The following is a 23,848-nucleotide window of genomic DNA, read 5'->3' as shown; positions in this document are numbered from 1 at the left end:
CGCCAGAGATGTGCCGGGTGGCGCGCGGTGCCGCCCGAAGAGGAGTACGCCAGTGATGGCCGATGATCGCAACGACAATCCGACCCCCGATGCATCCGCGAGCGAGGTAGACCCGGCAGCAGCCGAGTTGGCCGACGCGGTGGCGTCGATCGATGCCACCGAGGAGCACATCGACAGCGGTCGCGCCGCCGAGAACGATGCGGCGCCCGACGCCGGCGAGGAGCCTGCCGAGTCGGAAGCGTCCGAGCTCGCGCTTCCTTCTGAGGGTGGGGCGGTCCAGGACGCTCCGGTGACCGAGCAGCCCGATGAGCAGCCCGAGCAGACCTCCGCCGACGAGCCCGCCCCCGTGGAGGAGCCCGCTCCGGCGGACGAGCCCGCTCCGGCGGAGGAGACCGGACCGGTGACGGCCGTGTCGCTCGGACTGCTTCCCGCCGACTTCGTCTCGGCGGTATCCACGGCGCTGCACTTCTACGCCCCCGAGATCTCGGCGCTGCCCGCCCCCGCGGAGGACGGGGAGGACGACGATGCCGGTTCGTCCGCCGCGTCGAGCAACTCGCGTCGCCGCGGCCGTCGCCGCGGGGTTGCGTCCGGCGAGGACGCACCCGAGCAGCCGGCTCCGCGTCAGCGCGCCGTCGAGCTGATCACCGAGCCGCAGCGCATCAAGGGCTCGACCCGCCTCGAGGCGAAGAAGCAGCGCCGCCGCGACGGACGCGAAGCCGGGCGCCGACGCACCGTCGTGACGGAGGCCGAGTTCCTCGCTCGCCGTGAGGCGGTCGACCGGGTCATGATCGTGCGCTCGAAGAGCGGGCGCATCCAGATCGCCGTCCTCGAGGACAATGTGCTCGTCGAGCACTACGTCGCCCGGAACCAGGACGCGTCGCTCATCGGCAACGTCTACCTCGGGCGCGTGCAGAACGTCCTCCCGAGCATGGAGGCGGCCTTCGTCGACATCGGTCGCGGACGCAACGCCGTGCTCTACTCCGGCGAGGTCGACTGGGATGCCGTCGAGACGGGCAACCAGCCGCGTCGCATCGAACTGGCTCTGAAGTCGGGCGACCGCGTCCTGGTGCAGGTCACGAAGGACCCGGTCGGCCACAAGGGCGCCCGTCTGACGAGCCAGATCTCGCTGCCCGGCCGGTACCTCGTGTACGTGCCCGGTGGCGCGATGAACGGCATCTCCCGCAAGCTGCCCGACACCGAGCGGGCGCGCCTCAAGCGCATCCTCAAGGAGGTGCTCCCGGAGTCGTCGGGCGTCATCGTCCGCACCGCCGCGGAGGGCGCGACCGAGGATCAGCTGACGCGCGATGTGCAGCGCCTCACGTCGCAGTGGGAGCACATCAGCGCGCAGCTGGAGAAGATCCAGGCGCCCGCGCTGCTGCACTCCGAGCCCGATCTGCTGGTGAAGATCGTTCGCGACGTGTTCAACGAGGACTTCTCGCGCATGCTCATCCAGGGCGAAGAGGCGCACTCGACCATCACGTCGTACCTCACGGGCGTCGCTCCCGACCTCCTGGAACGCGTCGAGAAGTACGAGGACGAACAGGATCCCTTCGACGCGTTCCGCGTGACGGAGCAGATCGAGAAGGCCCTCGACCGCAAGGTGTGGCTCCCCTCGGGCGGCTCGTTGGTCATCGACCGCACCGAGGCCATGACCGTCGTCGACGTCAACACCGGCAAGTTCGTCGGGTCGGGCGGCAACCTCGAAGAGACCGTCACGAAGAACAACCTCGAGGCGGCTGAGGAGATCGTCCGGCAGCTGCGTCTGCGCGACATTGGCGGCATCATCGTCGTGGACTTCATCGACATGGTGCTCGAGTCCAACCGCGACCTCGTGCTGCGCCGCCTGATCGAGTGCCTGAGTCGTGACCGCACGAAGCACCAGGTCGCCGAGGTCACCTCGCTCGGCCTCGTCCAGATGACGCGCAAGAAGCTGGGGCTCGGTCTGCTCGAGACCTTCAGCGAGGCGTGCGACGTGTGCGCCGGCCGCGGCGTGATCGTGCACCACGACCCGGTGGTCAAGCACCGCGGCGCGACCGCTCAGAACGGCAACGGCACGGGCGGCAACGGGTCGGCCCGTCGCGGCGGACGCAGCGGCGGCAATACCCCGCCCGCACCCGCGAACGGCGGCACCCACGTGATCACCGAGGGTGCGAAGTCGGCTCTGGCGCAGATCGCAGCATCGACCATCCAGGCGACGGCCGCGGAGGAGGATGCCGAGATCATCGCGGCGCCCGTCGAGGCCGAGCCGGCGCCCGCTGAGCGTCCCAAGAAGCCGCGCCGCAAGAAGGCCGAGTCGAAGGCGCCGCGCACCGAGAAGGACCTGCTCCTCGACTCCGTCCTCAATGCCCTTCCCGAGCCCAAGGCTCCTGGGCAGGGACGCGGCCGACGTCGCGTGACGACGGCGGCGCTGAGCGGCACCCCGGTCTCGGCTGCACCGGCCTCCGACGACTGAGCAGCCGACCCGCTGTCCGCGAACGCCGCGGGATCGCTTCAGATCCCGCGGCGTTCGCGCGCGGTGACGCGCAATCCGGAGGCGATGAGGCGACGCACGAGCTCGTGACCCGAGACGTGCTCCGCGCCCCCGGCGACGAGGCGCTCGAACGCCGAGTCCGGTACGTCGTAGTGGTCGAGGTCGAAGGCCCGCGGCGGCAGGTCATGCCGCCGGGCGAAGGCGTGCAGCTCGTCGAGGTCGGAGTCGCTGACCAGGTGCGACCACAGCCGGCCGTGCGCGGGCCAGCGCGGATCGTCGATCAGGATCGCCATGCTCTGATCCTACGAACCGGATGCCGGCGTGGACCCGACCGCGACACACCCGGCCGTCCTTTTGCCGGATCACGAAGCATCCGGTAAAGTGGACCCTTGGTGCAGCGAGTCCGTCGACGTCCCGTCACGATTGCGGCTCAGCCTCAGGATCATCTGGGGCACGCGCACCAAGACTTTCCAGTCTCGCAAAGACAATCGGAGCCGTGCGCTCCACAGAAGAAACAGGTGTGAAGTGGTTTACGCAGTTGTGCGCGCCGGCGGCCGTCAGGAGAAGGTCGAGGTCGGCACGATCGTCGTCCTCGATCGTCAGGCGGCTCGGATCGGCGACAAGCTCGAGCTTCCCGCTGTTCTCCTCGTCGACGGCGACGCCGTGACCACCGACGCTGACAAGCTCGCGAAGGTCACGGTCACCGCCGAGGTTCTCGGCGAGGAGCGCGGCCCGAAGATCGTGATCCAGAAGTTCAAGAACAAGACCGGCTACAAGAAGCGCCAGGGCCACCGTCAGGACCTCACGCGCGTCAAGATCACCGGCATCAAGTAAGCCAGGGAGACGCAGAGATGGCACACAAAAAGGGCGCAAGCTCCACCCGTAACGGTCGTGACTCCAACGCACAGCGCCTCGGCGTGAAGCGCTTCGGCGGCCAGGCCGTCAACGCCGGCGAGATCCTCGTCCGTCAGCGCGGCACGCACTTCCACCCCGGCGCCAACGTCGGCCGTGGCGGCGACGACACCCTCTTCGCTCTCGCGGCAGGCGCCGTCGAGTTCGGCAAGAAGGGTGGCCGCAAGGTCGTCAACATCGTGGCGGCCGCCGAGTAATTCGGACCAGACCACTTCACGGCGAGGGGCGGGCTTCGGCTCGCCCCTCGCCCTGTTTTACAGGAGGCACCACATGGTGACGTTCGTCGACCGGGTCACGCTTCATCTGCGTGCCGGCAAGGGCGGCAACGGCTGCGTGTCGGTGCGCCGAGAGAAGTTCAAGCCGCTCGCCGGCCCCGACGGGGGCAACGGCGGTGACGGCGGCGACGTCGTCCTCGTCGCCGACCCCCAGGTGACGACCCTGCTGTCGTATCACCACTCGCCCCACCGCTCCGGCGGCAACGGCGGCTTCGGCATGGGCGACAACCGGTCCGGCGCGGCAGGGGAGCACCTCGAGCTCCCGGTGCCCGTCGGCACCGTCGTGAAGAACCCCGACGGCGAGACCCTCGTCGACATGGTGACGCCGGGGATGCGCTTCGTCGCCGCCCCGGGCGGTCAAGGGGGACTCGGCAACGCCGCTCTGGCGTCGCCGAAGCGCAAGGCGCCGGGATTCGCACTCCTCGGCACGCCCGGCTGGGAGGGCGATGTCCAGCTCGAGCTGAAGACCGTCGCCGACATCGCGCTGGTCGGCTTCCCCTCAGCGGGGAAGTCGAGCCTCATCGCCGCCATGTCGGCAGCCCGCCCCAAGATCGCGGACTACCCCTTCACGACGCTGCACCCGAACCTCGGCGTCGTCCAGGCCGGCGACGTGCGATACACGATCGCGGATGTCCCGGGCCTCATCGAGGGCGCGAGCGAAGGCCGCGGCCTCGGCCTGGAGTTCCTCCGCCATGTCGAGCGGTGCTCCGCGCTGGTGCACGTGCTCGACTGCGCGACGCTCGAGCCCGGTCGCGACCCCCTCACCGACCTCGACGTGATCCTCGCCGAGCTCGGGGCCTACCCGGTTCCGGAAGGCCAGGTCCCGCTCCTCGAGCGGCCCCAGCTGATCGCCCTGAACAAGACCGACGTTCCCGAGGCCCGCGACCTCGCCGAGCTGGTGCGGCCCGACCTCGAGGCCCGGGGCTTCCGCGTCTTCGAGATCTCGACCGTCAGCAGGCAGGGCCTGCGCGAGCTCTCGTTCGCGATGGCGGAGCTCGTCGCCGAGCACCGTGTCGCGGCGGCCGCGGACACCCCGGCGGAACGCGTCGTGATCCGGCCGAAGGGCGCGGAGCGCGATTTCACCGTGCGGGTCGAAGGCGGCACCTACGGCAACCTCTACCGCATCCTCGGCGCGAAGCCGGTGCGGTGGGTCCAGCAGACCGACTTCCAGAACGAGGAGGCCGTGGGCTTCCTCGCCGACCGCCTCGACAAGCTCGGGATCGAGGACGAGCTCTTCCGCCTGGGTGCGACGCCCGGTTCGACCGTCGTCATCGGCGAAGGGGACGGGATCGTCTTCGACTGGCACCCCTCGCTCTCCTCGGCGGCCGAGCTCATGAGCGCCCCGCGCGGCACCGACCCGCGACTCGACCTCAACCCGCGCCGGACCTCGGATCAGCGCCGGGCCCGATATCACGAGCGGATGGATGCCAAGGCGGCGGCCCGCGCCGAGCTCGAGTCCGAGCGACGCGCGGAGAAGACGCGAGGTGTCGACGAGGACGAGGCGTGAGCCTGCGCTCGCGTGCCGAGCTGCACGGCGCCCGCCGGGTGGTCGTGAAGGTCGGCTCGTCGTCGATCAGCGGTGACAACTCGAGCAAGATCGACTCGCTCGTCGACGCTCTCGCCGAGGCGCACGCGCGCGGCACCGAGGTCGTCCTGGTGTCGTCCGGGGCGATCGCGACCGGGATGCCGTACCTGCGTCTCGACGAACGTCCCACAGATCTGGCCACCCAGCAGGCCGCGGCCGCCGTCGGTCAGAACGTCCTCGTCTACCGCTACCAGGATGCGCTGCGCCAGTACGGCATCGTGGCGGGGCAGGTACTGCTGACAGCAGGCGACTTCGACGACCCGACGCACCGCTCGAACGCGCGTCGCGCCATGGAACGGCTGCTCGGCCTGCGCATCCTGCCGATCGTCAACGAGAACGACACGGTCGCGACGCACGAGATCCGGTTCGGAGACAACGACCGGCTCGCCGCGCTCGTCTCGCGGCTCATCGGCGCCGACGGCCTCGTCCTGCTCAGCGACATCGCGTGCCTGTACACCCGGCCGCCGAGCGAGCCGGACGCGCGTCCGATCGAGGCGGTGTCGTTCGACGACGACCTCAGCGGATACGAGTTCGGCGCGACCGTCGTCAACAGCGTCGGCACCGGCGGTGCGGCGACGAAGGCGTCGGCGGCCCGTCTGGCCGCCGAAGGCGGGGTGGCAGCGCTCGTGACCAGCATCGACCTGGCCGCCGAGGCACTCGCGGGGGAGAGCGTCGGCACGTGGTTCGAGGCGAACCCGGCGCCCGCGCTCCGCGGGGGCACGGGGGCCATCGGCGTCGCCGGAGGCTGACCTCCGTGATCGATAGACTGACGGGATGACCACCGCCGTCGTTTCCGATGTCTCCGAGCGACTGCACGCGGCAAAGCGTGCGAGCCGCTCGATCGGCCTGCTCGACGACGCGGCGAAGGCCGCGCTGCTGAACGGCATCGCCGACGCGCTGCTCGCCGACACCGCGCGCATCGTCGCCGCGAACGCCGAGGATCTCGAGCGCGGCGACGCCGAGGGCATCTCGTCCGGCCTGCGCGACCGCCTGGTGCTCGACGATGCGCGTGTCGCAGCCCTCGCCCGCGCGGTGCGGGATGTCGCGCAGCTTCCCGACCCGGTAGGACGGATCCTCGACGAGCGCGAGCTGCCGGGCGGTGTGCGCCTCCAGAAGGTGTCCGTGCCCTTCGGCGTCGTGGCCTCGATCTACGAGGCCCGTCCGAACGTCACGGTCGACATCGCCGCGCTCGCCTTGCGCTCGGGGAATGCCGCCGTGCTCCGAGGAGGCTCGGCAGCGCTGTCGACCAACGCGGCCCTCATCGCGGCGATGCGAGGTGCGCTCGAGCGTGCCGGCGTCGATCCCGACGGCATCCAGACCGTCGATGACTTCGGACGCGACGGAGCCCGTGCGCTCATGCGTGCTCGGGGGCTCGTCGACGTCCTCGTCCCGCGCGGCAGCGCCCAGCTGATCGAGACCGTGGTCACGGAGTCGTCGGTGCCGGTGATCGAGACCGGCGCGGGCGTGGTGCACATCGTCCTGGACGCCTCGGCACCGCTCGACTGGTCGCGCGACATCGTCGTGAACGCGAAGACCCAGCGACCGAGCGTCTGCAACGCCGTCGAGACCGTGCTCGTGATCCGCTCGGCCGCCGAGCGCCTGATCCCCGACGTCTCGGATGCGCTCATCGCCGCCGGTGTGACGATCCACGGAGACGACGACGTGCGCCGCCTCGTGCCGGCGGCAGTCGCCGTCACCGACGACGACTGGGCCACCGAGCACATGAGCCTCGACCTGTCGATGCGCGTCGTGGACGATCTCGACGAGGCGCTCGAGCACATCCGGCGCTACTCCACGATGCACACCGAGGCCATCGTCACCGAGGATGCCGCGAACGCCGAGCGCTTCCTCGCGGAGGTGGATGCCGCGGTCGTCATGGCCAACGCCTCGACGCGCTTCACGGACGGCGGCGAGTTCGGTTTCGGCGCCGAGGTCGGCATCTCCACCCAGAAGCTGCATGCGCGGGGTCCGATGGGGCTGCCCGAGCTGACGAGCACGAAGTGGCTCGCGCGCGGCGCCGGACAGACCCGCGCCTGACCACCTAAACTTGACACGCGCCGCCGCGCGAAACGAACGGAGCCCCGATGACCCTCGCCACGATCGCCGCATTCGCCGCCGAGCAGACGGAGCACCACGGAAACGTCCAGGCGGAGACGATGATCTTCGGCGTCATCGCCCTGGTCATCTTCCTGGCCCTCGGCCTCGTGACGCTGTCGTACCGCAACGTCGCCAACCGCCACGCGGGCAAGGCCGACGCCTATGCCGCCTCCCACGGCAACCAACTGACGCAGTCGGGGAACGGTCACCACTGAGGCCGCTTCGATGACGGGAACGCGTGCGCCGCGTATCGGCGTGATGGGCGGCACGTTCGACCCGATTCATCATGGGCACCTGGTGGCCGCGAGCGAAGTGGCCCAGTCGTTCGACCTCGACGAGGTCGTCTTCGTCCCCACCGGCACGCCGTGGCAGAAATCCTTCGTCTCGCCGGGGGAGGACCGGTACCTGATGACGGTCATCGCAACGGCATCCAACCCGATGTTCACCGTCAGTCGCGTCGACATCGACCGCGACGGGCCCACGTACACGATCGACACACTGCGCGATCTCAAGGCGCAGCGGCCCGAGGCGGACTTCTTCTTCATCACCGGAGCCGACGCCATCGCGCAGATTCTCAGCTGGAGGAACCATGATGAACTGTGGGAGCTCGCCCACTTCGTCGCGGTATCCCGTCCGGGCCACACCCTCACCACCGCGGGACTGCCCAGCGACGACGTGAGCCTGCTCGAGATCCCCGCACTGGCGATCTCCTCCACCGATTGTCGAGCACGAGTCGGGCGCGGTCATCCGGTCTGGTACCTCGTCCCCGACGGTGTCGTCCAATACATTGCGAAGCATCACCTCTATCGGAGCAAGGCATGAGCGACAACGAGCAACAGCCACCGACTCCGCAGCTGACGCGCCGCCAACTGCGTGAGCTGCGCAACACCGCGTCCAATCCGATCATCGTCGACCCCGACGCGATGGACGAAGCGTCGGCCGTCGGCGCGGAGCCGACACCCGCCGCCGCGCCGTTGCCGCGCGCAGCGGAACCGGTCGAGGTTCCGCCGGCACCCGTGCCGCAGGCCTCCGCCGATCTGGGGGCGTTCGCGCTGACCCGCCGTCAGGCGCGCTTGCAGGAGAAGATCCGCACCGCGTCGATCCCGGTCGTGACGACCACGGGCGAGCACGCCGCGCTGCCTGAAATCGCCGAGTCCGACGACTCCGCGCGCGAGGCGACCGCGTCTGAGGCCGCACCCACCGGCGAGGTCGCGGCGCACGTCGACACCGCGGATGCCGCCGACGACGAGGATGTGGCAGAAGCCGGCGAGATCGACGTCGCCGACGATGCCGCAGCCGACGAAGCGACAGCCGACGAGGCCGCAGCCGACGAAGCGATGGCCGACGAGGCCGCAGCCGACGAAGCGATGGCCGTCGAGGCCGAACGCGACGAAGCCGCACCCGTCGAAGTCGAGTCCGACGAAGCCGAACCCGTCGAAGTTGAGTCCGACGAAGCGGTCGCCGGCGAGGATGCGGTTGACGATGCCGTCGCAGAAGAAGCGATCGTCGTCGACGAAACCGACCACGAGCAGGCGGTCGCGGACGAGACGGTCGGCGATCACGCTGCCGGCACGGAGGAGCACCCCCCGGCCGAGGCGATCGTCGAGGATGAACCGGAGGACGAGCCCGAACGCCACGTCGTCTCCGAGGATCTCGGTGCCGATCTCCTCGCGGGCGAGGCGACCGCGACCGATGTTCCCGCGTCGTTCGACCAGTTGCTGTCGCGCAGCGTGGCGGCGACCGGCGCATTCACGACACCGAACGCCCTGATCCTCGCCCAGCATCCGGATGACGGCCCCCTCGTCGCACCCGTGACCGCGACCGGCGAGGTCCTGATCACCGGCACGTTCTCGCTGCCCGAGAACTTCGGTTCCACCGGCGTCGTACCCGGCGTCGCGGACGGCAAGGAGGTCGACGCCGTCCTCGTCGACGGCGAGCTGCCGGCGTCGTCGTCACCGACCCCCGTCGCCGCCAGCGCGGCTATTTCCACCATCAAGAGCGCGGAGGACGTCATCCGTCCGCCGGCCCCCGAGAAGGGCAGCCGCTTGATGGTCGCCCTCGCCATCACCGCCGGTGCCCTCGCCGTCCTGTTGGCCGGTGTGCTGATCGTCGCGCTCGCTACAGGAGTCTTCCAATGAGTTCACAAGCAGTCATCGACATGGTCGCCGTCGCGGCGGCCGCCGCCGATTCGAAGGGTGGCGAGGACCTCGTCGCGCTCGACGTGTCGCAGCCCCTCCCGCTGGTCGACGCCTTCCTCCTCGTCAGCGGCAACAGCGAGCGCAACGTCGCTGCCATCGCCGACGCGGTCGAAGAGGGCATGCTCGAAGCCGGGCACAAGCGCCTGCGCCGCGAGGGCCGCACCGAGTCGCGCTGGGTACTGCTCGACTTCGGCGACCTCGTCGTACACGTCTTCCACGAGCAGGAGCGCACCTACTACGGGCTCGAGCGGCTGTGGAAGGACTGCCCCGTGATCCCGATCGAGACCCCCGTGGTCACGAGCACCCCCGGAGATGTTGTAGGCTGAATGAGTTGCCGCGAGAGCGGGAACCACGGGCCTGTGGCGCAGCTGGTAGCGCACCTGCATGGCATGCAGGGGGTCAGGGGTTCGAGTCCCCTCAGGTCCACCACCTAAAGAATCCCCGGTCAGATCAACTCTGAAGCCGGGGATTTCTGTTTTCCGGTCACGTCTCCGCGCGTACTTCGAGCCGAGAGGAACGCCGGCATGCCCGGTGGTGCGCGCTCGGGTCAGCCGCCTGCAGCCTTGTCGACCACGGCGAGCACAGCCCCACGAAGCTGCTGGCCGCGGACGCTCAGCAATCGCTGCTGGCGCACATACTCCGCCTTGCCCGCGGGTGTCTCGATAGGCACGGGGGAGTAACCCCACCCGGTGAGGTCGTACGGCGACGCACGCATGTCGAGCTCGCGGATGTCGCGTGCGAGCTCGAATGCGTCGAGCAGGAGTTCGCCGGGCACGAGCGGTCCGAGCTTCAGCATCCACTTGTAGACATCCATGCCCGCGTGAAGGCACCCGGGCTGTTCCCGCCCGACGGCACCGTCGCGGTCGAGCACCTCGCGGTTGCGCGGCACGGCGTCGGGCGTGAAGAAGCGGAACGCGTCGAAGTGCGTGCAACGGAGGTCGTGGGCCTCGACGACGGCGTCCGTGCCCGCCGAGCCGAGACGCAGCGGGACGTCGTGACGGGTTGCGTCGGATCGGTACACCATGGCCCACTCGTGGAGCCCGAAGCATCCGAACGATCCGGCTCGGTCGCGGGTTGCGCGAAGCAAGCCCGTGACGCCGCGATAGAGCGACCCGCGCTCCCGGCGGAAGCCGGCGTCGTCGACGCGCACATCGCGATCGCCCAGCACCTCGTACCAGCGCCAGGTGCCCCGCTCGGCGCCGCCCTCGAGGACGACGCCCGGGCCGGGGTGCCAACGCCGCAGCACAGCCGGCTTGTACGAGTAGTAGGTGAAGAGGAAGTCCTCCACCGGATGCTTCTCCGCTCGCGACGCCCGTCGCCGGTGAGCCTCCGTCAGCTCGTCAGCGCGCTGAGCGTGCTCCTCCGCCCGCGCGCGCCAGACCTCGGGCGCGAGCAGGGCGGGTGCGGAGAGGTGAGGCGTCACCTCTCGAGGATAGACAGCGAACGGACGGGAGAGCGCGTCACAGCGGCTCGATGAGCGATGACTCGTCGTTCCGGACGTTGCCGACTGCCGGTCCCACGGGGAACCAGGTGAGCGTGTCGACCACCGCGGGCGCGGCGTCGATGACGGCATCCAGCAGGTCCGCGGGATACTCCGTCGTCGGGTCGAGCCAGACGTCCGCGAATTCGACGTCGATCATCAGCGGCATCCGCTCGTGGATGTCGGCGAGGCCGCCGACCGCGGAGCGGGTGAGGATGGTGAAGGTGAGCAGCCAGCGATCGGGGTCGCCATCGGGACGCGAGTCGTCTTTCCACCACTCGTAGAGACCGGCGAAGAACAGGGGCTCGCCGCCTTCGGGGCGGATGTAGTGAGGCGTCTTGGCCCCGGCGGGGCCCTGCCATTCGTAGTACCCGGACGCCGGCACGACGGCCCGGCGAGCAGCCAGCGCCTTCTGGAACATCGGCTTCTCAGCCGCTTCCTCGGCGCGCGCGTTGAACGCGCGCGACCCGACGGACGGGTCCTTCGCCCAGCCCGGCACGAGGCCCCACCGCGCCGATGCGAGTCGGCGCGTGGGCGGCTCGGTCTTGGCGGAGTCGAGCACGATCGCCGCGTGCGCCGTCGGCGCGATGTTGAACGACGGGGCGGGAAGGTCGTCGGGAACGATCTCGGCGCGCAGAACGCTCGCGAGCTCGGAACCGACGCGGGCTACGACGAAACGACCGCACATGCTCTCAGCGTACGGTGCACGTCCGACATCCGACCTCGCCCGAGGTCAGTCGCGGGGGATGACCCCGACGTCGGCGAGCCGGTCGAGGAGCGCGGCACCATCGGAGCCGGTGACCCACGGCACCTGCGCGGCCGAGTGATCGTTGACGGCGGTGCGCCCACCCGCGAGGACGGCCTCGGCCGGTGACAGTCGCCGGATGGCGACACCCCGAACCCGGTCGGGGTACTCACTCGCGAAGGCCGTGTAGAGAGCGTCGTCGTGCTGGCCGTCGTCGCCGACGAGGAGCCACCGCACGTGCGGGAACTCCTTCGCCAGTCGGCGCAGGTTCTCGGCCTTGTGGTCGCGGCCGCTGCGGAACCAGCGGTCGTGCGTCGGGCCCCAGTCGGTGAGGAGCATCGGACCCGAGGGGAAGACGTGCCGGCGAAGGAACCGGATGAGCGTCGGTGCGACGTTCCAGGCGCCCGTGGACAGGTAGATGACGGGACTGCCGGGCCGGTCGCGGGTGAGCCGCTCGAGCATCACGGCCATTCCCGGGACCGGCTGACGCGCGTGCTCGTCGAGCACGAACGAGTTCCACGCCGCGATGAAGGGGCGGGGCAGCGCAGTCACCATGACGGTGTCGTCGATGTCGGAGATGATGCCGAACTCGGTCTCGGACGAGACGACGAAGACCCGTGTCTCGATCACGTCGCTGCCCTCGACGGTCATGGTGAGGGTCTGCCAGCCGGGTTCGAGGGTGCCGGGCAGCTCGACATCGATGACGCCGCCGCGGTCGGCGATGACCTCGTGCGTCGTGCCGGCGACCGTGACCTTCACCTGCGCGAAGGCGACGGGCACCGAGGCGAAGCTGCGCCAGCCGCGCACCGACGCGTACTCGCCGCCGTGCGCCGGCGCCGTCTGCGGGGCGATGAGCACACGACCGAGGACGCGCACCCACCCCTCGCCGCCGTAGCCGGGGTACGCGGCGACGGTGGGGCGCTGGCCGCGCGCGCGGGCGCGGCGTTCGCGCCACGAGTGGAAGCGACGCTCGAGGCGTGCGAACCACAGGATCTTCTTCCGTGGTGCGGGTGAGGAAGGCATCGCCTCAGTCTTTCACGTCCCCGTCCGCGAGTCGGGTCTTCTCCTCGTCGATTCGCAGGTGCCGCGCCTCGCCGCGCGAGATCAGCCGCTTCACGATGTAAGCCGCGAGCAGGAACACGGCGATGACGCCGACGAAGAGGTAGCCGGCGTAGTGGATGCTGTCGGAGATCTCGCGGTAGGTCTTCGCGGCTGCCACGACGACGCCGACGTAGAGGGAGGTCCAGATGATGCACGCCGGGGCGGTCCAGGCGATGAATCGGCGATACGAGAAGCCGCTCATTCCCACCGTGAGCGGCACGAGCGAGTGCAGCACCGGAAGGAACCGCGAGAGGAAGATGGCGGGGCCGCCGCGGCGGCGCAGGTAGAGCTCCGAACGCACCCAGTTGTCTTCGCCGATCCGCCGCCCGAGCCGTGAGAACCGGATGCGAGGGCCGAGCCAGCGACCGAGCGCGAAGCCGATGGACTCTCCGGCGAGCGACCCCGCGACCACGGCGGCGCCGAGGATGAAGCCCTCGCCGACGCTTCCGACTGCGGTCGCGGCCACGATGACGACGGTGTCGCCGGGCACGACCAGGCCGATGAGCACGCTGGTCTCGAGCATGATCGCGATACCCGCCACGACCGTGCGCAACACCGGGTCGACGCTCTGCACGGTGTTCAGAATCCAGTCGAGGATCTCGTTCACGCTCTGAGCCTAGGGGCGGCAGCTGAGGCATAACCTGAGATCGTGCCGGTGACGACGAGCTTTCGACGCCTCGACGGTTGGATCGATCCCGCAGCCCTGATGCGCGCGATGCCGGGCGACCATGTGTTCTGGCTCGATGCCGGCGTCGACGCGGCCACGGGGTGGAGCTGGATCGGCTCGGGCGAGCCCGCCGGCACTCCCGATCCGCTGGTCGACGGTTCCGGCTCGCGTCGGCTCGCCGCCGCGGAGGACACCGGCCCGTTCGTGGGCGGCTGGGTCGGCTGGGCAGGATACGACGATGCGGCGGCGCGGGCGGGCGCGCCCGCGAGCTCGGATGCCGGCGAGCCGGACGCCCTCTGGCTGCGCGTCGAGCGGTTCGTCGCGTTCGACCACGCCGCGCGCCGGCTCTGGGCGGCGGCGCCCGCGGACGACCTGACGGAGTTCGCGGATCGCGTCGAGGCATGGCGGAAAGCGGCAGCATCCGACACGGTCTGCTCGGAAGCGGCAGCATCCGACGCGACCGGCCCCGACGTGGCCGGCCCCGACGCGTCACGGATTCCGGACCTCGTCGCCTCGGCGCGGGTCGAGCCCGCGCGGTACGCCGAGCTCATCGAGGACTGCCGCGCCGCGATCCGCCGAGGGGATGCCTATCAGCTGTGCCTGACGACGCGGTTCGCCGTCGAGGCGGAGCGCCCCTTCGACGCGCTCGAGGTGTTCCTGCGGTTGCGCGCGACGGCGTCGTCGCATCACGGCGGGATGATCCGCTCGGGGGAACGGGCCCTCGTCAGCGCCAGCCCGGAGCGGTTCCTCCAGCTCGACGGCGGGACGGTTCGCACCAGCCCGATCAAGGGCACGCGACGACGCGGCGTGGACGCGGCATCCGATGCCGACCTCGTGCACGACCTCGTGACCAGCCCGAAGGAGCGAGCGGAGAACGTGATGATCGTCGACCTCATGCGCAACGATCTCCAGCGCGTGAGCGCGCCCGGCTCGGTGGTCGTCGAACGGCTGCTCGAGGTCGAGAGCTACCCGACGGTCCATCAGCTCGTCAGTACCGTCTCGGCCTCGGTACGCCCGGGAATGCGGCTGTCCGACGTGCTGGAGGCCACGTTCCCCGCGGGAAGCATGACCGGCGCCCCGAAGCTCTCGGCGATGTCGATCCTGAACGAGCTCGAGGGCGCGCCCCGGGGAATCTATGCGGGATGCTTCGGCTGGGTGGGCACCGACGGCGGCGCCGACCTCGCGATGGTCATCCGCTCGATCGTCGTGAACGGAGAGCGCGCGTACGTCGGAGCCGGCGGCGGGATCACGTGGGGCTCGGAGGCGGAGGCCGAGGTCGACGAGGTCGCGTTGAAGGCCCGGGCGCCGCTGGCAGCGCTCGGCGCCGACCTGCCGCCCCGCTGGCGGGAACGGGTCCGGTAGCCTGGAAACGGTGCTCTCGCGCCCTTTTCGCATTCCCAGATAGGTTCACCCGTGACCGACAGCTCCACTGATCGCTCCAACACGCCCGACTCCGCCGCTTTCGATGCCCACGCCGTTCAGGCGAAGTGGCAGCGCGCGTGGGCAGACGCCGATCCCTTCCGTGCCGGCGGCGACGACGACAAGCGTCCCCGCAAGTACGTCCTGGCGATGTTCCCCTACCCCTCGGGCGACCTCCACATGGGGCACGCCGAGAACTACCTCTACTCCGACATCGTCGCGCGCTTCTGGCGCCACCGCGGCTACAACGTGCTGCATCCCATCGGATGGGACAGCTTCGGTCTGCCCGCGGAGAACGCCGCGATCAAGCGCGGCGCCGACCCGCGCGCCTGGACCTACGACAACATCGCGCAGCAGAAGCAGAGCCTGCACGAGTACGGCGTCTCGTTCGACTGGAGCCGGGTGCTCCACACGAGCGACCCCGAGTACTACGCCTGGAACCAGTGGCTGTTCCAGAAGCTGTACGAGAAGGACTTGGCGTATCGCAAGGAGAGCCCGGTCAACTGGTGCCCGCACGACCAGACCGTGCTCGCCAACGAGCAGGTCGTCGACGGCCACTGCGAGCGGTGCGGCGCCGAGGTCGTGAAGAAGAAGCTCACCCAGTGGTACTTCAAGATCACCGAGTACGCCGACCGGCTGCTCGACGACCTGAACCAGCTCGAGGGATTCTGGCCGCAGAAGGTCATCCAGATGCAGCGCAACTGGATCGGCCGCTCCGTCGGCGCCGACATCGACTTCGCGATCGAGGGTCGTGACGAGAAGGTCACGGTCTTCTCCACCCGCCCCGACACCCTCCACGGTGCGACCTTCATGGTCGTCGCCCCCGACTCCGACCTCGCCGCCGAGCTGGCCGCCGGTTCGTCGGATGAGGTGCAGCAGCGTTTCGGCGAGTACCTGCAGACGGTGCAGAAGACCAGCGAGATCGACCGGCAGACCGCCGACCGTCCGAAGACGGGCGTCTTCCTCGACCGCTTCGCCATCAACCCCATCAACGGCGAGCGTCTGCCGATCTGGGCGGCGGACTACGTGCTGGCCGACTACGGCCACGGCGCGGTCATGGCCGTTCCCGCCCACGACCAGCGCGACCTCGACTTCGCCCGCGCGTTCGACCTGCCGGTGCGCGTGGTCGTCGACACGACCGCGCCCGCGACGGGTGCGATGCCGGTCATCGAGCTCGACGACGACGGCGTACCGATCGACCCGGGCCCGGCGTTCGACGACATCGACCCCGCCCGCACGGGAGTCGCCCTGACCGGCGACGGCCGGATGATCAACTCCGGCGCCCTCGATGGTCTCAGCAAGCGCAACGCGATCACCCGCGCCATCGAGCAGCTGACGGCGAGCGGCAACGGGCGCGCGTCGAAGACCTACCGCCTGCGCGACTGGCTGATCTCGCGTCAGCGCTTCTGGGGCACGCCCATCCCCATGGTCCACACGGCCGACGGCCGGATCGTCCCCGTGCCCGCTGACGAGCTGCCGGTCCGCCTGCCCTCCGTCGAGGGCCTCGACCTCACGCCGAAGGGCGCGTCGCCGCTCGGCGCCGCCATGGAGTGGGTCACGACGACCGACCCCGAGACGGGTGAGCCGGCGCTCCGCGACCCCGACACGATGGACACCTTCGTCGACAGCTCGTGGTACTTCCTGCGGTTCCTCTCGCCGAACGACGCCGGCCAGCCGTTCGCCCCGCGCGAGGCCGATAAGTGGGGCCCGGTCGACTTCTACATCGGCGGCGTCGAGCACGCCATCCTCCACCTGCTGTACGCGCGGTTCATCACCAAGGCGCTGTTCGACATGGGCCAGGTGGAGTTCACCGAGCCGTTCTCGAGCCTCATCAACCAGGGCATGGTCATCCTCGATGGTGCGAAGATGTCGAAGAGCAAGGGCAACCTCGTGCTCTTCCAGGAGGAGCTCGAGCAGCACGGCGCCGACGTGCTGCGCGTCGCTCTCGCCTTCGCCGGCCCGGTGGAAGACGACAAGGACTGGGCCGACGTGTCGACGACGGGTGCGGCGAAGTTCCTCGCCCGGGCGCTGCGCGTCGCCGCCGACGTCGACAGCGAGACGGATGTCGTCTGGGCCGAGGGGGATGCTGCGCTCCGCCGCGTCACGCACCGGCTCTGGGCCGACGCGCCGGGCCTGATCGAGCAGACGAAGTTCAACGTCGTCGTGGCCCGACTCATGGAGCTCGTCAACGCCACGCGCAAGGTCATCGACAGCGGTGCCGGCGCGGTCGATCCCGCTGTGCGCGAGGCCGCCGAGGCCATCGCCGTCATCCTCGACCTGTTCGCCCCGCACACCGCGGAGGAGATGTGGGAGACGCTCGGGCACCGGCCGTTCGTCGGCCTGACGGTGTGGCGTCAGCCCGACCCCACGCTGCTGGTCGAAGAGTCCGTCACCGCGGTGGTGCAGATCGACGGCAAGGTCCGCGGCACGCTCAGCGTGTCGGCGAAGATCTCCGCCGATGAGCTCGAGGCGCTCGCTCGCGGCGACGAGAAGATCGTCCGGGCCCTGAACGGGCGCGAGATCGCCCGCGCGGTCGTACGAGCGCCGAAGGTCGTGAGCTTCGCCACCGCTCGCTGAGCGAGGTCCGGGCCTGGTTCGCTCCCGCGAGCCGGCCCGAACCTGTCCGATGCCGGGTCCGCCTCGACCGACGAGGCGGATGCGGTGCCGCGTCCTCCCCACGAGCAATGACGGCTGACGCCGTCCCCAGTGCTCGCGCGCGCCGTCGACGCGGAAACCCGCGCTTCTAGCCTGTCGGCGTGACAGCACACGATCCCGCGACGTCCCGGAGACGGCTCGGCGTCGGCGCCGTCATCGTGCTCATCCTGGCCGCCGCGGGCGTGACGGTGGCCATCGGGATGTTCCGGTCGATCTCGGCGCCGGACACCGTGGTGACTCCGCGGTCGTCGCCGGCGGTCTCGGCGGCGCCGGCATCCGTCTACGTCCACGTCTCCGGCGCTGTCAGCAACCCCGGCCTGTACCGCCTCGAGGAGAACGCCCGGGTCGTCGACGCGGTGGCGGCGGCCGGCGGTTTCAGCGACGCGGCAGACCCGGCCGGCGTCAATCTCGCGCGGCCTGTCAGTGACGGCGAGCAGCTGTTCGTCCCGCAGCCGGGTGAGGTCGCCCCGGCGGAGACCGTCGGGGGAGCAGCCCCCGGCGGCGCCGCGTCGGACGGTGTCGTCGATTTGAACAGCGCGGATGCCAGCACTCTCGAGTCGCTGCCACGCGTGGGTCCGGCCCTGGCCGAGCGGATCATCGCATGGCGGACCGAGAACGGACGGTTCACGAGCGTCGAGGATCTCCTGGCCGTCTCGGGCATCGGCGAGAAGATGCTCGAGGCTCTGCGAGACCGGGTGCGAGTGTGAGCCGGAGCGTTCGGCGACGCGACCTCCGGCTGCTTCCGGTCGCAGTGACGACCTGGGCGGCCGCGCTGCTGGCAACGCGTTACCCCCAGAGTGCTGCTCTGCTCGCGATCACGTTGTGGGGCATCGCCGGGGCGACGACCTTCGCGCTGTCGCGCGTGCGCGGACGGGGCCCGATGCATGGGCACGCATGGCGCACGGCCGGACGGGGCCGCCTGCGCGCCGGTATCGGCATCGTCGCCCTGGCCTTCGCTGCCGCAGCCGTGTCGCACGTCGCGATGAGCGCGCCCGAGCGCGAGCGCGTCTCATCGCTCCCGGTCACGGGGGGACGCGCGCTGACCGTCGAAGCCGAGGTGACGGGCAAGATCGAGCGCTCCGCGCTGGGCTGGCGGTTCGACGCCGTCGCGACGCGCATCCGCGCGGGCGGCGACGACACCCGAACACGGGTCCCCGTCGCGGTGCGCACGTCTGCGCGGCCCACCGGCCTCGACCTCGGAGCCTCGATCTCGCTCGCCGGCTCCGCGTTCCGGGCGGGGCCGGGGGAGCGGGCAGTGCTCGTCATCACCGGGTCGCGACCTCCGGAGGTCGGCCATCCGCCCGGGGGGCTGCTTGCGGTCGCGTCAGACCTGCGCGCGGGGCTGCTGGCGCAGGCCGCCTCATTGCCCCAGCCGGGCGCGGGCCTCGTCGCGGGACTCGCCGTGGGCGATACCTCCGCGGTCAGCGACGAGCTCGATGCGCAGATGACGACCGCGTCGCTCTCGCACCTGACCGCGGTCTCCGGCGCGAACTGCGCGCTCGTCGTCGGCATCGCGTTCATCGCCGCGGGGTCGCTCGGCCTCCGCCGCGTGTGGCGCGTCGTCATCGCGCTGGCGGCGCTCACCGGCTTCGTCGTGCTCGTGTCACCCGAGCCGAGCGTCGTGCGAGCGGCCGCGATGGCGGCGATCGCCATGCTCGCCAGTCTGGTCGGGCGTGCGGGGGCCGGGGCGTCGGTGCTGTGCATGGCAGTCGTGATCTGCCTGATCGCGGATCCCTGGCTCGCAGGCAGCCTCGGATTCGCTCTCTCCGCGGCAGCGACCGCGGCGCTCGTGCTCGTGGCCGGCCCGGTGAGCGACTCGCTCTCGCGTGTCATGTCGCGTCCGCTGGCTCTCGCCGTCGCGGTACCGACCGTCGCTCAACTGGCCTGCACGCCGATCCTCGTCATGATCGAACCGAGACTGCCCCTCTACGGCATCCTCGCCAACGCTCTCACCGCCCCGGCAGCCCCGCTCGCGACGATCGCCGGGCTCGCGGCCTGCCTCAGCGCGCCCGTTCCGGTGCTCGCGAGCGGACTGGCGGTGATCGCCTGGCTTCCGTGCGCGTGGGTCGCCGCCACCGCGGCCGCCGTCGACGCGGCCCCGATGAACTCGATGCCGTGGCCGCCGGGGGCCCTCGGCGTTGTGCTCGCGTGTGCGACCTGCGCGGCGGTATTGGTGACGCTGCTTCCGGCCGTCCCCCGACCCGTGCGACGCGTGGCGGCGTCGCTCACGGCCGTGGCGGTGGGGATCACATCCGGCGCGGCGTTGGTGTCGGGACCGCTCGAGCGCGCGCGTACTCCCGACGGCTGGGCCATCGCGCTCTGCGACGTGGGGCAGGGAGACGCCGTCCTCCTCCGCTCGAAGGGCGCCGTCGCCCTCATCGACACGGGTCCCGATACCGAACGCCTGGCTGCCTGTCTCGATCGGTTCGGCATCGACAGCATCGACCTCCTGGTGCTCACCCATTTCGATCTCGACCACGTCGGCGGCACCGACGCGGTGGTCGGTCGCGTCGGTACCGTCCTTCACGGTCCCGTCGGCGCGCCGGAAGACGATGCCATGCTGTCGCGTCTGGCCGAGGCGGGCGCCGACGTCCGAGCCGTCTCCGCCGGCATGACCGGAAGCCTGGGAGCGGCCACCTGGGAGATCCTGTGGCCGCGAGGGGCTGATCGCGGGTTCGCTCCGGGAAACGACGCGAGCGTCGTGGTCTCGGCTCGGGGCGGCGGGATCCCGGCAACACTCCTACTCGGCGACCTGTCGGAGACGCCCCAGATCGCGCTGGGCGCAGCGCTTCGCCGGACGTACGACGTCGTCAAGGTCGCGCACCACGGCAGCGCCGACCAGTCACCTTTGCTCTACCGTCGCCTCGGGGCGCGCGTCGCCCTGATCGGGGTGGGGGAGAACGATTACGGCCATCCCCGCCGCGAGACCGTGTCCATGCTCGAGTCGCTCGCACTCGAGATCGTCCGCACCGACACGACGGGGGCGGCGGCACTCACCGTGACGCCCGATGGGCTGCACGTCTGGCGCGAGCGACCCGAGCCGCCGAGCACCCCCGAGACGCTGGGCGTCGCCGGGGACGACCGGGCAGGCACCTTGCGCCGATCGACTCGCCTCGACGCGCAGCATCCTGCGACGTAGGGTCGCTCGTATGTGCGGCCGATTCGCGAACGACGCCAAGACCGACGAACTCATCCAGGAGTACGTCGCCGCCGGCGGCAAGCCCGAGGAATGGGTCGCGTCGTGGTCCGGCGCGTACTCGATCGCTCCGACCGAGAATGCCCCGATCGTCCGCGACCGGGGCGAGGGCCGGGTCCTCGAGCTCGTGCGGTGGGACTGGCAGAAGCCTGCGAACCGCCCGAAGGGTGCCCCGATCATCAACGCCCGGATGGAGAAGCTCGCGCAGGGGTTCTGGGCGCCGGCGTTCAGTGCCGCCCGGTGCATCGTCCCGATGCGCGGCTACTTCGAGTGGACGGGCGACAAGTCGCCCAAGACCCCGCATTTCCTGCATGGTGAGGGCCTGCTCTCGGCCGCGGGCCTGACCTGGTCGATGGAGCTGCCGAACGGGGAGAAATCCCGCTGCTTCGTCGTCATCACCCGCCAGGCGCGGGATGCCGGTGGTGAGGTGCATGACAGGATGCCGGCGTTCCTGACCCCCGACACGTGGGACGCCTGGCTGACGCCCGAGAAGCTGAGCGGCGATCGCAAGGCTGAGACGCTCGCGATGCTCGACCACACGTCCGGTGACGTCGCCTCGACAATCCGCGAGCACGTTGTCGACCGCAAGGTCAGCAACTCGCACACCGTCGACCCAACGGATCCGACGCTGCTGGAGCCAGTGGCCTAGGTTCACCCCGCGAGAACCCGTCCGGACCGTCGAGCGTCGGCGGTCCCGATTAGGCTGGGACGCATGCCGAGCCCCCGCCGACCTGCCGCACGCGGCGCTGCGAAGTCGGCGATCCGGCAGCTGTCGTGGCGTGCTCCCGAACCGGCGCCGATCGTCCTGGTGGCCGGGCCCGAGGAGGTCTGCGCGGAACGCGCCATCGCCGGCCTCCGCGACTACCTCAAGGCCGAGGACCCGAGCCTGGAGGTCTCCGACATCCGTGCGGACGACTACGCCGCCGGCACCCTGCTCGGCATGGCGTCGCCGTCGCTGTTCGGCGAACCGCGTCTGGTCCGTGTCGCCGGGATCGAGAAGTGCTCCGACGCGTTCCTCGTCGAGGCGTTGGCCTACCTCGAGAACCCGCAGGAGGGCGCCACGATCGTCCTCCGCCACACCGGCGCGAGCGTCCGCGGCAAGAAACTGCTCGAGGCGGTCCGGTCGGGCGCGGGCGGTGGGGTGGAGATCGCGGTGCCCGCGATCAAACGCGACTCCGACCGCTTCGACTTCGCGGCAGGCGAGTTCAAGGCTGCAGGCAAGCGGATAGCCCCGTCGGCGCTGCGCACACTCGTCTCGGCGTTCGCCGACGACCTCACCGAGCTCGCGGCGGCGTGTCAGCAGCTCATCTCCGACGTGCCCGGCGACATCGGCGACCAGGTCGTCGAGCGCTACTACGGCGGGCGCGTCGAGACGACAGCCTTCGCCGTGGCCGACACGGCGATCGCCGGCCGCTACGGCGAGGCGCTGATCACCCTGCGGCACGCCCTGGCCAGCGGTGCCGACCCGGTTCCGCTCGTCGCCGCGATCGCGTCGAAGCTGCGCACCATGGCGCGCGTCGCCGGCACCCGCGAGCCGTCGGCCGCACTGGCCGCACAGCTCGGGATGAAGGACTGGCAGGTCGATCGCGCCAAGCGGGACCTCGTCGGGTGGACCGAGTCGGGTCTCGCCACCGCCATTCAGGCCGCGGCGCGTGCCGACGCCGAGGTCAAGGGTGCCTCGCGCGACCCCGTCTTCGCCGTCGAGCGTCTCGTCACCGTCATCGCGACGCGCGCCCCCTACGGCTCCTGACCCCACCGCGAGGCCTCGCCTTCGCCCCGAGACCTCAGGTTCGCCCCCAGAGGCCGGCGTGACCCCGCCCTCTCGGCGCGCAGTTGAGGTCTCACTCAAAACCGAGACCCCGGGACAACGCAGAAGGCCCGCCCCGTGAACGGGACGGGCCTTCAACAGGGATGGCTCAGAGAGCGGCGACCTGCTTCGCGATGGCCGACTTGCGGTTCGCAGCCTGGTTCTCGTGGATGACGCCCTTGCTCACGGCCTTGTCGAGCTTCTTCGTGGCCTTGGCCAGCGCCTTCTCGGCGGCAGCCTTGTCGCCAGCGGCGATGGCCTCACGGGTGCGACGCACCTCGGTCTTCAGCGCGCTCTTGACGGCCTTGTTGCGCTCGCGCGCCTTCTCGTTGGTCTTGTTGCGCTTGATCTGCGACTTGATGTTCGCCACGTTCGACGTATCTTTCGTTCGGAGTTTTCGGTGGATGTGCCGGACGACAGTAGAGGGATGCCGTACGGCGGTCGTGTGAGGGAGGAACCCACACGGCAAGCCGACTTGAAAGTCTATCAGGTCGAGTCGCGTGAGCCGGTATCGGCGAGCGTGGCGAGCGCGAGGTCGATGACGGCGTTGAAGACGCGCGGGCGCATCGCCGTGACGAGGTGGCTGGTGCGCGGGATGACGATCAGCTCCGCTCCCGGCGCGAGCTTGGTGAAGAGGCGCTCGTTGACGCGGAGCTGGTCGTACTGGCCGTTGACGAACCACGTCGGCACATCGATGCGTCGGATCGAGGCGAGGAGGTCGAGCACCGACAGGCTCGCCAGAGCGACATCCTGCGCGTCGTACGCGTAGCCGCCGGCACCGAAATCGGGTCGCGTCTCGACGGGGAGCGTGCGGTCGAGCACCCAGTCCGTGATCCGCTGGCCGCGTCCGGGCAGGCGATCGAAACCGAGGGCGAGCGCACGGTAGACGGCGAGGCCGACACCGCGGGGGATCGCCGTGCAGGACGCGGCGATGAATGCCGAGACCGGCGGACGTTCCTCGCGGCCGACGTACGCGGTGCTCAGCAGCCCGCCCATGGAATGGCCCACCAGCAGCACAGGTCCGTCTTGCGCGGCATCCCGCACCGCATCGTCGATCGTGGCGAACGCGCCGTCGAGGGTGAAGGGTTCGCTCATGCGGGTGCCGTGCCCGGGCAGATCCAGTGCGGTCACCGAAACCCCTCGCTCCCGCAGGTGACCCGCCTGGGCGCGCCACATGGTGGCGGATGTGCGGATACCGTGCACCAAAATGACCTGCGGCCGCATGCTTCCACTCTAAGCAT

General features: G+C 70.3%; 23 protein-coding genes and 1 tRNA gene. 17 read left to right on the top strand and 7 right to left on the bottom strand.

Translation table 11 applies throughout. The features are described from left to right. Positions 1-55 precede the first annotated feature (55 nt). Positions 56-2,452, top strand: coding sequence for an Rne/Rng family ribonuclease (locus ACPYN5_RS13610; RefSeq protein ID WP_424449525.1), 2,397 nt, complete (start codon positions 56-58; stop codon positions 2,450-2,452). A 38-nt stretch (positions 2,453-2,490) separates the two neighbouring features. Here the strand turns inward: ACPYN5_RS13610 and ACPYN5_RS13605 are convergent, their stop codons facing one another. Beyond that, on the bottom strand, positions 2,491-2,763 hold the full coding sequence (locus tag ACPYN5_RS13605; protein WP_424449524.1) for a DUF4031 domain-containing protein: 273 nt from the start codon (positions 2,761-2,763) through the stop codon (positions 2,491-2,493). Positions 2,764-2,995: 232 nt separating this feature from the next. On the opposite strand from ACPYN5_RS13605, the gene rplU reads away from it, so the two are divergent. From rplU to ACPYN5_RS13555, 10 genes are all read left to right on the top strand, one after another. Further along, positions 2,996-3,304, top strand: a complete 309-nt coding sequence (rplU, locus tag ACPYN5_RS13600; protein WP_178014546.1) for a 50S ribosomal protein L21 — start codon at positions 2,996-2,998, stop codon at positions 3,302-3,304. 17 nt (positions 3,305-3,321) lie between these two features. Next, the gene (gene rpmA / locus ACPYN5_RS13595; protein WP_091498118.1) at positions 3,322-3,579 is read left to right on the top strand and encodes a 50S ribosomal protein L27; all 258 of its coding nucleotides are present in this window, start codon (positions 3,322-3,324) and stop codon (positions 3,577-3,579) included. A 73-nt stretch (positions 3,580-3,652) separates the two neighbouring features. Further along, positions 3,653-5,164 carry a GTPase ObgE gene (gene obgE, locus ACPYN5_RS13590; protein ID WP_424449523.1) on the top strand — a complete coding sequence of 504 codons (1,512 nt, stop codon included), beginning with the start codon at positions 3,653-3,655 and terminating at the stop codon, positions 5,162-5,164. After that, positions 5,161-5,991 (top strand): glutamate 5-kinase, encoded by an 831-nt coding sequence (gene proB, locus ACPYN5_RS13585; RefSeq protein ID WP_424449522.1) that lies wholly within the window; start codon positions 5,161-5,163, stop codon positions 5,989-5,991. The genes obgE and proB overlap by 4 nt, the downstream gene beginning before the upstream one ends. 25 nt (positions 5,992-6,016) lie before the next feature. Next, positions 6,017-7,279: a glutamate-5-semialdehyde dehydrogenase gene (locus ACPYN5_RS13580; protein WP_424449521.1), complete on the top strand. Its 1,263-nt coding sequence runs from the start codon at positions 6,017-6,019 to the stop codon at positions 7,277-7,279. A 47-nt stretch (positions 7,280-7,326) separates the two neighbouring features. Then, entirely contained in the window at positions 7,327-7,554 is a 228-nt protein-coding gene (locus ACPYN5_RS13575; protein WP_424449520.1) for a hypothetical protein, read from the top strand. A 10-nt stretch (positions 7,555-7,564) separates the two neighbouring features. Next, a complete protein-coding gene (nadD, locus tag ACPYN5_RS13570; RefSeq protein WP_424449519.1) occupies positions 7,565-8,161 on the top strand; it encodes a nicotinate-nucleotide adenylyltransferase in 597 nt (198 codons plus the stop codon). Continuing rightward, entirely contained in the window at positions 8,158-9,477 is a 1,320-nt protein-coding gene (locus ACPYN5_RS13565) for a hypothetical protein (RefSeq protein WP_424449518.1), read from the top strand. The genes nadD and ACPYN5_RS13565 overlap by 4 nt, the downstream gene beginning before the upstream one ends. Further along, positions 9,474-9,863: a ribosome silencing factor gene (gene rsfS, locus ACPYN5_RS13560; protein WP_424449517.1), complete on the top strand. Its 390-nt coding sequence runs from the start codon at positions 9,474-9,476 to the stop codon at positions 9,861-9,863. The genes ACPYN5_RS13565 and rsfS overlap by 4 nt, the downstream gene beginning before the upstream one ends. Before the next feature lie 27 nt (positions 9,864-9,890). Beyond that, a tRNA-Ala gene (locus ACPYN5_RS13555) sits at positions 9,891-9,966 on the top strand. A gap of 118 nt (positions 9,967-10,084) precedes the next feature. On the opposite strand, the gene ACPYN5_RS13550 is transcribed toward ACPYN5_RS13555, so the two are convergent. From ACPYN5_RS13550 to ACPYN5_RS13535, 4 genes are read right to left on the bottom strand one after another with little or no spacing between them, the layout of a single operon-like run. Continuing rightward, positions 10,085-10,960 (bottom strand): 3-methyladenine DNA glycosylase, encoded by an 876-nt coding sequence (locus ACPYN5_RS13550; protein ID WP_424449516.1) that lies wholly within the window; start codon positions 10,958-10,960, stop codon positions 10,085-10,087. 37 nt (positions 10,961-10,997) lie between these two features. Beyond that, positions 10,998-11,705, bottom strand: coding sequence for an SOS response-associated peptidase (locus ACPYN5_RS13545; RefSeq protein WP_424449515.1), 708 nt, complete (start codon positions 11,703-11,705; stop codon positions 10,998-11,000). A 45-nt stretch (positions 11,706-11,750) separates the two neighbouring features. Next, the gene (locus ACPYN5_RS13540) at positions 11,751-12,785 is read right to left on the bottom strand and encodes an App1 family protein (protein ID WP_424449514.1); all 1,035 of its coding nucleotides are present in this window, start codon (positions 12,783-12,785) and stop codon (positions 11,751-11,753) included. 4 nt (positions 12,786-12,789) lie between these two features. After that, a complete protein-coding gene (locus tag ACPYN5_RS13535; RefSeq protein WP_424449513.1) occupies positions 12,790-13,470 on the bottom strand; it encodes a DedA family protein in 681 nt (226 codons plus the stop codon). A 99-nt stretch (positions 13,471-13,569) separates the two neighbouring features. On the opposite strand from ACPYN5_RS13535, the gene ACPYN5_RS13530 reads away from it, so the two are divergent. The 6 genes from ACPYN5_RS13530 to holA all read left to right on the top strand — a co-directional run bounded on the left by ACPYN5_RS13530 (position 13,570) and on the right by holA (position 22,550). Further along, positions 13,570-14,892, top strand: coding sequence for an anthranilate synthase component I family protein (locus ACPYN5_RS13530; protein WP_424449678.1), 1,323 nt, complete (start codon positions 13,570-13,572; stop codon positions 14,890-14,892). A 51-nt stretch (positions 14,893-14,943) separates the two neighbouring features. Then, positions 14,944-17,526: a leucine--tRNA ligase gene (gene leuS, locus ACPYN5_RS13525; protein WP_424449512.1), complete on the top strand. Its 2,583-nt coding sequence runs from the start codon at positions 14,944-14,946 to the stop codon at positions 17,524-17,526. Positions 17,527-17,705: 179 nt separating this feature from the next. Further along, entirely contained in the window at positions 17,706-18,311 is a 606-nt protein-coding gene (locus ACPYN5_RS13520; protein ID WP_424449511.1) for a helix-hairpin-helix domain-containing protein, read from the top strand. Then, on the top strand, positions 18,308-20,743 hold the full coding sequence (locus tag ACPYN5_RS13515; protein ID WP_424449510.1) for a ComEC/Rec2 family competence protein: 2,436 nt from the start codon (positions 18,308-18,310) through the stop codon (positions 20,741-20,743). The genes ACPYN5_RS13520 and ACPYN5_RS13515 overlap by 4 nt, the downstream gene beginning before the upstream one ends. 10 nt (positions 20,744-20,753) lie before the next feature. Next, positions 20,754-21,449 carry an SOS response-associated peptidase gene (locus ACPYN5_RS13510; protein ID WP_424449509.1) on the top strand — a complete coding sequence of 232 codons (696 nt, stop codon included), beginning with the start codon at positions 20,754-20,756 and terminating at the stop codon, positions 21,447-21,449. Between the two features lie 63 nt (positions 21,450-21,512). Further along, positions 21,513-22,550 (top strand): DNA polymerase III subunit delta, encoded by a 1,038-nt coding sequence (holA, locus tag ACPYN5_RS13505; RefSeq protein WP_424449508.1) that lies wholly within the window; start codon positions 21,513-21,515, stop codon positions 22,548-22,550. A gap of 166 nt (positions 22,551-22,716) precedes the next feature. Here holA and rpsT read toward each other — a convergent pair whose 3' ends face one another. Further along, positions 22,717-22,977 (bottom strand): 30S ribosomal protein S20, encoded by a 261-nt coding sequence (gene rpsT, locus ACPYN5_RS13500; RefSeq protein WP_112614742.1) that lies wholly within the window; start codon positions 22,975-22,977, stop codon positions 22,717-22,719. 116 nt (positions 22,978-23,093) lie between these two features. Then, positions 23,094-23,831, bottom strand: coding sequence for an alpha/beta fold hydrolase (locus tag ACPYN5_RS13495; RefSeq protein WP_424449507.1), 738 nt, complete (start codon positions 23,829-23,831; stop codon positions 23,094-23,096). Positions 23,832-23,848 lie beyond the last annotated feature (17 nt).

It is taken from the genome of Microbacterium arborescens, assembly GCF_049707515.1.
In the GTDB taxonomy this organism is placed as follows: Bacteria; Actinomycetota; Actinomycetes; order Actinomycetales; family Microbacteriaceae; genus Microbacterium; species Microbacterium arborescens_B.
This window is presented reverse-complemented; position numbering and strand designations above follow the sequence as displayed.